This window comes from Kitasatospora sp. NPDC058190, assembly GCF_042883685.1.
Taxonomy (GTDB): domain Bacteria; phylum Actinomycetota; class Actinomycetes; order Streptomycetales; family Streptomycetaceae; genus Kitasatospora.
This window is the reverse complement of the sequence record NZ_JBHVVI010000069.1, coordinates 40,728-49,756: the sequence shown is the minus strand read 5'-3', so window position 1 is coordinate 49,756 and position 9,029 is coordinate 40,728. Positions and strand designations below refer to the sequence as shown.

At 70.8% G+C, this 9,029-nt stretch carries 8 protein-coding genes; 2 read left to right on the top strand and 6 right to left on the bottom strand.

Translation table 11 applies throughout. The features are described from left to right. Positions 1-143: 143 nt before the first annotated feature. The 5 genes from ACFVWU_RS27925 to ACFVWU_RS27905 form a co-directional block, all read right to left on the bottom strand. Positions 144-890, bottom strand: a complete 747-nt coding sequence (locus tag ACFVWU_RS27925; RefSeq protein WP_387626022.1) for a hypothetical protein — start codon at positions 888-890, stop codon at positions 144-146. Positions 891-1,235: 345 nt separating this feature from the next. Continuing rightward, positions 1,236-2,264, bottom strand: a complete 1,029-nt coding sequence (locus tag ACFVWU_RS27920) for a peptidase (RefSeq protein WP_387626020.1) — start codon at positions 2,262-2,264, stop codon at positions 1,236-1,238. A 4-nt stretch (positions 2,265-2,268) separates the two neighbouring features. Then, the gene (locus ACFVWU_RS27915; RefSeq protein ID WP_387626018.1) at positions 2,269-2,835 is read right to left on the bottom strand and encodes a hypothetical protein; all 567 of its coding nucleotides are present in this window, start codon (positions 2,833-2,835) and stop codon (positions 2,269-2,271) included. Between the two features lie 321 nt (positions 2,836-3,156). Next, entirely contained in the window at positions 3,157-4,560 is a 1,404-nt protein-coding gene (locus ACFVWU_RS27910) for a selenium-binding protein SBP56-related protein (protein ID WP_387626016.1), read from the bottom strand. Positions 4,561-4,729: 169 nt separating this feature from the next. Beyond that, positions 4,730-5,266 (bottom strand): helix-turn-helix domain-containing protein, encoded by a 537-nt coding sequence (locus tag ACFVWU_RS27905; RefSeq protein ID WP_387626014.1) that lies wholly within the window; start codon positions 5,264-5,266, stop codon positions 4,730-4,732. 78 nt (positions 5,267-5,344) lie between these two features. On the opposite strand from ACFVWU_RS27905, the gene ACFVWU_RS27900 reads away from it, so the two are divergent. Both ACFVWU_RS27900 and ACFVWU_RS27895 read left to right on the top strand, forming a co-directional pair. Further along, a complete protein-coding gene (locus ACFVWU_RS27900; RefSeq protein WP_387626012.1) occupies positions 5,345-6,565 on the top strand; it encodes an alpha/beta hydrolase family protein in 1,221 nt (406 codons plus the stop codon). Between the two features lie 119 nt (positions 6,566-6,684). Then, entirely contained in the window at positions 6,685-7,656 is a 972-nt protein-coding gene (locus tag ACFVWU_RS27895; RefSeq protein ID WP_387626010.1) for an alpha/beta hydrolase, read from the top strand. A 14-nt stretch (positions 7,657-7,670) separates the two neighbouring features. Here ACFVWU_RS27895 and ACFVWU_RS27890 read toward each other — a convergent pair whose 3' ends face one another. After that, complete coding sequence (locus tag ACFVWU_RS27890; protein ID WP_387626008.1) at positions 7,671-8,924, bottom strand: RNA-guided endonuclease InsQ/TnpB family protein; 1,254 nt, start codon at positions 8,922-8,924, stop codon at positions 7,671-7,673. Positions 8,925-9,029: the final 105 nt, after the last annotated feature.

Genomic DNA, 9,029 nt, shown 5'->3' with positions numbered 1-9,029 from the left:
CCCTGCGTTTCTCGGGGGTGTTCCCGTGTTTTTTTCTGCGGGGGGGGGGGGGGGGGGGGGGGGGGGGGGGGGGGGGGGGCGCCCCCCCCCCCCCCCCCCCCCCCCCCCCCACCTCCCGCTACGTCCACGCGGGCTGAGCGCTGTCAGTTGTCGTGGCGATCGCAGTGGTCATGGTGGCCGTCGTGCCCGCCGTGGCCGCTGTGGCCGTCGTGGTCGTCGTGCCCGTCGCCGTCGTGCCCGTGGCGCTTGATCGTGGTGGGGTCGGTGGCGGTGTGGATGGTGGTGTCACCGCCTCCAGTGACGGTAGCGGTGTTGGTGACCCGTTCACGGGCGTCGCAGGAGACGTCGACCGTCAGGGTGATGGGCGGGTAGCTCTGCCCGGCAGGCAGGACGTCGCTGCGTGTACAGGTGAGGGTGGCCAGAATGCAGTTCCATCCGCTGCCGGTGATCTTCTCGGCCCGAAGACCTCGAGGGAGGGTGTCGTGGACGGTGACCGGGGTGCCATTGGTGGGGCTGGCCGTAGCGAGGTTACCCACGGTGATGGTGTAGGCGCCGTCCTCGCCCCGGATGAAGGGGTCCGTGTGACTCTTGGCGATGGTCAGGCTGACCGGGATGACCGTGAATGTGAGGCTGGTGCTGCCGGTACTGCTGGTGCTGGCGGCTCTGTCGGTGCGGCCGGGGTCGGCGGTGGCGGCGCCGCCGGGTTTGGTGAGGCCGGTGGTGGTGAAGGTGTCGATCACCGGCATCGCCTCGTCGTCGACCTGGGCGACGTAGGTGGGTTGAACCGTGGCGGTCCAGGTCGTGGCCTGGACGATCGCCAGGACGGCCAGCCCGGTCAGCGTGACCGCCCCCGCCCTGCGGGCCCGCGCCCTCAGCCACGATCGAAACATGCCGCCCGTACCTCCCGTGCCGCGGCGTGCTCCGGTCCGCCCTCTCTCATGTCTGAACACCGACATCTCCGCTCCCGACCGTCGATGACAAGCCGTAGATACTCATCGTGACATGGACATTACTTTAGGTATTCGTGCGTGGGCTCGCGAAGACAACACGACGGTGATCGTGGCGAGCACGCGGAGTCGACAAACACGGCGGGTGGGCGAGTGATGTGCCGAGGTCGGAGCGCCGGCGAGGATGGCGCCGGCGCAGAAGCAGCGGTGACACGCTCGATGAGGACCGTCATGCGTCGCTCACGGGACAGATCGGCCGGCTGCGGGGGCGGGGCTCGGTTGGAGTGGTCATCGGCGACGCCGAAGGAACTTGGAGAGCAGAAGGCACAGAGCGGTGAGGGCGAGGGCTGAGAGCCCGGCGACCGCGGGGGTGGGGAAGTGCCCTTGCTGGGCGACCGCGGCGACCGCTCCGATGCTGCCGGGGGTCGTTGGGAAGGTGATGGTGGCGCGGGTGGTGTGCTCGACCAGGCCGCTTCTGAGCGTGAGCTCCGCTGTCCACGGGCCGTTCGGTAGCGGTGCGTCCAGCGGGACGACCGCCTCCCCTCGGTCGCCCGGAGCCAGTGTGGTGCCCGTCTTGGCGGCCGGGAACGGTCCGGCGTGCTGTCCGCCGGGCCCGTCGGAGAGGGAGAGTGCCCCGCTGATGTCCAGGGCGCGGCCCCCCGTGTTGTGGATCCGGGCGCGAACCTCTCCCCGCCCGTCGCGGGCCCGGGTCGGATAGAGCTTCTCGATCGTGAAGTCCGAGGGTGGCTCACTGCCGGGACCGACGTCGATGTACATGCGGACGCCCACCCGGCCCAGCACCGTCAGAGTGTGCGAACGGTCCGTGGGGGTGCCCGTCTGCGCCCAGATGACGCCGTATCGCTCCCCGGCGGCGGCGTCCCTGGGCACCCGGATGGTGGTGCGGACGCGCGCCGTTTCGGAGGCCGCCAGCTCAAGGCCCGTCGTATCGAGTGATGTCCAGCCGGTCAGGTCGTTGGGGGTGCGCTCCGGCGCGAAGGTGAACTCGCCCCTCGCGATGGTGGCTGCCGCGGCGTAGAGGTTGACGTGCATCGGCGTGGACGACTGGTTGGTGACCTCCACCCGCCGCTCGATGGTCGAGCCGGGTGCGACGTGGTCGACGATGTAGGCATGCGCCCTGGGATCGGCACGGCGGTTTTCCGGAGCGTCGAGCAGCTTGATGCCGATGGTCCTGCCCGCAGCCGGGTCCTGGGGGGACGGAGCCCCGGGCGCCCCGTGCGCCGCCGCCGGCATCACCCCGGCGGCCTGCACGAAGGCCAGCATCAGCAGGAGAACCCAGTACCGGCGCGCACCCTTCATTCCGTCAGGCAACGGACTGGGTCAGCGTTCCGGTGTAGGTTCCGCTGACGGCGCTGGCGGGCACGTTGACGGCGACCGTCGGGTCCCAGGACGCGGTGTTGTCTCCGACACCGGCGCTCCCGGTGAGTACCGTCTGCGCGCTGTTGCTCAGCGTCACGTTCGTCGGAGTGACGGTGATGGTGCCGGTCGTCGTCACCGTCCCGACCGAGTAGGTGGCGCTGGTGGCGGGAATCGTCGACGGGCCGTTCACGAAGTCCGTCTCCGCCGCGGTCACCGTCCAGGAGGCCGAGGCGAGGGCGCGGTCGTCGGTGACGGTGCAGGGGCCGATCGGCGCGCTGATCGTGGTGCCGGGCGCTCCCGAGCCGAGGTTGGCGCTGGCGGGTACCGACAGCGACAATGCGCCGGACGTGACGGTGAACGTGACTGTGGTGCTGGGGTCGTCCTTCGCGGTGGCGAGGCCTGGCTGGACCAGGGCGAGGAGGGCGGCTGCGGCCGCGACAGGCAGGATTCGTGTGCGCACGATAACTCCCGAGGTGGCCCGCCAGCGGGCATGCTGGCTGACGGCGGACATGCTGGTTGACGCGACTCAGACAAATGGTTGCGGCCTGTTCGCACAAGCCGACGCGCGCCGCGTTCCGCCACACGAATGGCCAGATTTCAGCCGGAGCGAAGCGGGCCACCGAACCGGCCTCCGCTGCCGCCGGATGCGCCTGCGGCCGACCTTCACCAACGCCGATGGCCTCGCCCCCCTGACGGGGGCGAGGCCATCACGCCGTCCACTGTCCTGCAGCTCGGGCCTGACCGCGTCACGGGCACCCGCGCGACGCGTCACCCCGGCTCACGCCCGATCCGTGCGGGTCCGGTACGACCGGGCGCTCTCCCGGTGGGCCGGTTACCGGTAGCAGTAGGAGTCGGAGGAGGCGTCGCCACCCGCCAGATGCGTCTGGTGGACGCGCAGGCCCCGGAAGTCGTCGCCGTGCGGGAAGAACCGCTCGTCGATGCTCAGCCCGCCGGCCTCGGGATCGGCGTCCAGCTTGACCATCCACGGCTCGATGCCGTCCGGGTAGAACTGGTCGTCCCAGGCGCCGTAGAGGGAGTTGGTCAGGTACAGCCGCCGCCCGTCCCGGCTGATCTCCACCATCTGGGGCGCTCCGCTCAACGGCCGGCCCGGCTCCGCCGGATGCGGCGTGCGGGCCACCACCCCGCCGAGCCGGACGGAGGAGGCCAGCCGGGGGTGGAACGGGTCCGAGACGTCGTACTGGAACAACTCGCCGGTGCCCCAGGCCGACACGTACAGCCAGCGGTCGTCCACCGACAGGTTGATGTCCGTCACCAGCGGCGGCACCGCCCCGAACGGCCGCAACGCGGGCGGCAGTTCCTCCGCCGCGGCCGGCTCGGCGGGAATCTCGATCACCTTGCGCGCGGTGAACGCCGGCCCCTCCCGGTACCAGAGCCACACCGAGGAGGAGAGGTCCTCGACATTCGTCACCACCCCGGCGAACCCCCACTCCGCCTGCGGATCGTGCGCGGGACGCAGCTCCAGCACCATCTGGTACTGGTCCCCGAGATCGATCCGCTGCAGGTGCCGCCCGGTGCTCAACTCCCAGAAGTGCAGCGCGTGCCCGTACTTGCGGGCCAACAACTGCTCGGGCAGCACCCCGTCCTCCACCATCCACGGGGTGCCCCACTCGCTGGTCACCCCGACATCGGTGCCGAGGTGCCACCAGACGTCGTATGCGAAGTGCTGCGGACCGCGCTCGGTCTCCCACGGGCGGAGCACCTCGAAGGTGCTGTGGTCGAGCAGCGCGACGCCGCCCGGCCCGTCGGCGCCCTCGGCGGACCCGAGGCAGGACAGGAACACGCCGTCCGGGCCGCAGTGCAGGGTGTGGGGGCGCGAATAGCCCGCCCTGGCGGCCAGTTCCTTCGCCTCGACGGTCTTGACCAGGCGCGGACGGACCGGGTCCGGCCGGGTGTCCATCACGTGCAGCCGCGACGACCGAAGCCCCGGGAGGAGGAGGAACCGCCGCTCCGGGTTCTCGTGGCAGGCGTGCGCGAGGGCGCTGGAGCAGGCGTTCCACCCGAAGTGGTGCAACTCGTCACCCAGCGTGGGCAGTTCGGCGAAGTTGAGCACCTTCCCGTAGCTCGCCGACCCCGGATCCGTGTCGACGGTCAGCAACGCGTCCGGCTGCCGCGCCGACCGGTCGAACCCGGCGACGTACGCCAACGTCTCCGGCGGTGCGGCGATCGCCTCCGCGGCCGACCGGTAGAGCGACGGATCGGTGTGCCCGTGCTGCATGCAAACTCCCCAACTCGCCTTGTCCGTCCGGGAAGCGTTCCACATGAACACCGGCGCACAGCAGGCGCACGAGAAGCGGTCGGGAGGCGTGGACGGCTACCCCGTGCGGGGTGCGCAACGGCACCGCCGGGACCGCCGGGTGATCGACTTCGGCTCTCGGGCGCACGGCTCACGACGGCGTGGGTTCCACCGGGAAGTGGATCGGACTGAGCAGGTACTGCACCCGCTCGGGGCCCGGCCGGTTGGCCAGCCTGGTCACGATGGCCGCGCGCAGCTCGCCGATCAGCTGATCCAGCTCCGCCGGGCTGAGCCAGAGCGCATGTTGCCGGTAGCCCACCCGGTCGGCCACCGGGTCGGCCTGCTCACGGTCGAGATAGGCGTTGAACTCGGCCAGCAGGGCCGTCATCGCGGTGGCGAAGGCCCGTCGGTGGTCGTCGGAGGTCAGCGATCGGATGGTTTCGGGGCTGATGACGGCCCGGTCCTGGCGCAGCCGGTAGAGCCGTTGTACCGCGCCTCGTACCCTCTGCTCCTCGGCCACCTCCAGGATTCCGCCGGCCACCAGCAGGTCGATGTGCCGGTAGACGGTGGCCTTGGAGGCGTCGGGGATGCGTGCGCAGAGCTGAGTCGTGGTCAGCAGGCGTCCGCCACCCATCGCGTGAACGATCCGCAGCCGGATGGGGTGGGCGAGCAGTTCCAGGGAGTCCATGGCCCAACCTTCTCATGCCTGCTACTGTTCGCAAGTATGAGAATGGATGGGGGAAGGGCGTTGGAGGTCGCGGGGGGCTTGGCCGCACTGCTGCGGACGGAGTCGTTCGCCGAGATCGTCGAGCGGTTCGCGCCACCGTTGCGCGCTGCGGTCAACGCTGATGCGCTGCGGCTCGCGTGGGCGGCCGAGGCTGCGGGGCGGGGCGGGATCACGGCGATCGGGGAGCCGGTGAGCGAGGCCGACGAGACCGATCCGGTGCGCGTGCGCATCCCCGTGACATGTGCGGACGGCGGCTTCACCGTGGTCACGTCGGTCGGTGGTGACGGCCTGCTCCACGGTCTGCGGCTCGCCCCGGAGGACGGCGCCGAGTGGCAGCCGCCGCACTACGCGGATCCGGCCCGGTTCACCGAGCGGGACGTCCTGCTCGGCACCGGAGCGCTCGCCGTGCCCGGGACGCTGAGCCTGCCCGTCGGCCCCGGGCCGTGGCCCGCCGCCGTGCTGCTCAGCGGCGGCGGTGCGTTCGACCGGGACGAGAGCAGCGGCCCCAACAAGCCGCTCAAGGACCTCGCCTGGGGGCTCGCCACCCGACAGGTGGCGGTGCTGCGCTTCGACAAGGTGACCTTCGCCCACCCGGACCGTCTGCCGCCGGACTTCACGATGGCCGACGAGTACCTGCCGCATGCGCGTGCCGCCGTCCAACTGCTCCGGCAGCAGCCCGAGGTGGATCCGAACCGGATCCACCTGCTCGGCCACAGCATGGGGGGCAAGGTGGCGCCCCGGATCGCCGCCGCCGACCCGTCGATCGCCGGACTGGTGCTGCTCGCCGCGGATGCCCAGCCGATGCACGAGGCGGCCGTCCGGGTCGCCCGCCATCTCGCGGCGCTCGCTCCCTCCCCGGGCGCGGACGAGGCGGTGGCGGCGCTGACCCGGCAGGCCGCACTGGTGGCCGGCTCCGACCTCACGCCGGACACGCCGTCGGATCTGCTGCCGTTCGGGCTCTCCGCCCCGTACTGGCTCGACCTGCGCGCGTACGATCCGGTGTCCACGGCAGCCGGGCTGACCTGCCCGATGCTGATCCTGCAGGGCGGGCGGGACTACCAGGTCACCGTTGCCGACGACCTGACGCGCTGGCGGGCCGTCCTGGGGGACCGCTCCGAGGCGGTCATCCGGATCCACCAGGATTCCAATCACCTCTTCTTCTCCGGCAGTGGCCGCGCCACTCCGGCCGAGTACGCGCGACCGGGTCACGTCGAGCCGGCGGTGGTCGACGACATCGCGACGTGGCTGGCACGGCACTAGGAACGGGCAGGACCCCGCCGCCGAGCGCTCCGCCCCTACCGGCCGGTATCGTCGTGGCTCGGAACGGGTGGTCACCTGCCGTAACGGGCGGGCGGAGCAGAGGGACGGGTTCAGGGCAGATGGAGTTTCGGGAAGACATCCTCGGTGCCCCCTACGAGGCGGCCGAGCTGACGCTGCGGCCCGATGACGAGGGCGCCGTCTGCGCGACCCTGGTTCGCCGGGTGGTGCCGGGGGCGGACCGGGCCGTCCTGTACATCCACGGGTACAACGACTACTTCTTCCAGACCAATCTGGCGGACCACTACACCGACCTCGGCTTCTCCTTCTACGCCCTCGACCTGCGCAAGTACGGCCGCTCCCTGCGACCGCACCAGTCGCCGAACTTCGTCCGGGACCTCGCCGAGTACGACGAGGAGATCGACGAGGCGGTGCGGATCATCCGGGAGGTGGACGGGCACGGGCAGCTGCTGGTGAACGGGCACTCCACCGGCGGGCTGGTGGCCGCGCTGTGGGCGGGCCGACGGGCGGGGCGGGGGGTGGTGGACGGGCTGTTCCTGAACAGCCCGTTCCTGTCGATGCCGGTCGGGCAGGCCGTCCGGACCGCCGGCGGTCCGGTGGTGACGGCGCTCGGGAAGCTGTCGCCGACCCGGGTGCTGCCGTCCGCGCTGAACCCGCACTACACCCACAGCCTGCACAAGGACCACAAGGGCGAGTGGGACTTCGACCTGACGCTGAAGCGCGCCGAGGGCTTCCCGCTCTTCGCGGGCTGGCTGTCGGCGATCCACCAGGGGCACCGGCAGCTGCGGAACGGGCTCCGGATCGACGTGCCGGTGCTGCTGATGGCCTCGACGCGGTCCATCTCCACCACCAAGTGGCACAACGCCCTGCACCACGCCGACGCCGTGCTGCGCGCCGACGACATCGCCGCGCAGGGGCCGCAGCTGGGCCAGCACGTGACGGTCGTGCGGATCAGGGGCGGCATGCACGACCTGGTGCTCTCCGGTGAGGCGGCCCGGACCCAGGCGTTCGCCGAACTGGACCGCTGGCTGGCCGCGTACCTGGACGTCCAGCCGGTGGGGGAGAACGCTTGACATCCTCCCCGCCCTCAAGGGGCGGGGATTCCTCCCGCGCCTGCGGCACGGACGCCCGTGGACCGCTGGTCGCCGAGGCGGGTTCCCCGTTCGACGGGCCGTGCCTGGCGTGGGATCGCCACGCCGGGTCTTGCCGGCCCTCCAGGGGCGTTTAGCCTGTCCGCCTGCCCGGCGGCCAGGATGTTTCGAGCAGCGTTGAGGTCACGGTCATGCAGCACACCACACGCCGAGCAGGCCCATTCGCGTACCGCGAGGGGCTTGGGTCCGTCGCGGTGTCCGCACTCCGAGCAGAGCTGGGAGGACGGGTACGCGCGGTGCACGATGCCGACCGTGCGTCCGTACCGGGCGGCTTTCTCCTCAAGGAGTCGCCGGAAGGTGGACCATCCGGCGTCGTGGACGGACTTGGCCAGGCGGCCCCGGGCGAGGCCGCGCACGTTCAGGTCCTCCAGGTACACCGTTTGGGTTTCGCGGATGATCCTGGTGGTCTGTTTGTGCAGCCAGTCCATGCGGGTGCCGGCCACCTTGGCGTGGGCCTTGGCGACCTTGATGCGGGCCTTGGCCCGGTTCTTCGATCCCTTGGCCTTGCGGGACAGCTCCCGCTGCGCGGCCTTCAGCTTCTTCTCCGCCTTGCGGAGGAAGCGCGGGTTGTCGATCACGCTGCCGTCGGAGAGGACGGCGTAGGTGGTCAGCCCGAGGTCGATGCCGATCTCGGCATCGACCTCGGGCAGCACGTCCGGTTCGACGTCCACGACGAAGCTGGCGTGGTAGCGGCCGGACGGGTCCAGAAGGATCGTCACGGACGAGGGGTCGGCGGGCAGCGTGCGCGACCACTTCACCCGCACATCGCCGATCTTCGCGAGGTTCAGCTTGCCGTTCGAGCGGATGCGGAACCCGTTGCGGGTAAAGCGGAGGGACTGCCGGGTGTCCTTGCGGGACTTGAACCGGGGCAGACCGACTGGTCGCCCCTGCCGCTTGCCGGATACCGAGTCGAAGAAGTTCCGGTACGCGGTGTCCAGATCCCGAAGGGACTGGATCAGCGGGTCCACGCCCACCGACGCGAGCCACGCCCGCTCCGGGGTCTTCTTCGCCGCCGTGATCACGGCCTTCTGCAAGTTTGTGGACTTCGGGTACGGCAGGCCGCCCTTGCGGGCTTCCTTCCGCACCGAAAGAGCGTCGTTGTACACCACCCGAGCACACCCGAACGTCCGGGCCGGCGAATCGCGCTGACCCTCCGTCGGGTAGATGCGATAGGAGTACCGAAGGTGCACGAGATCAACCTACAGACATGCACTGACAACAGCTCGCGTCAGAACATCCGGAGATCACTCCGCTGCTTCGCGGCTCCGGACCAAGTCCCCATTCCTCCCCGGCCT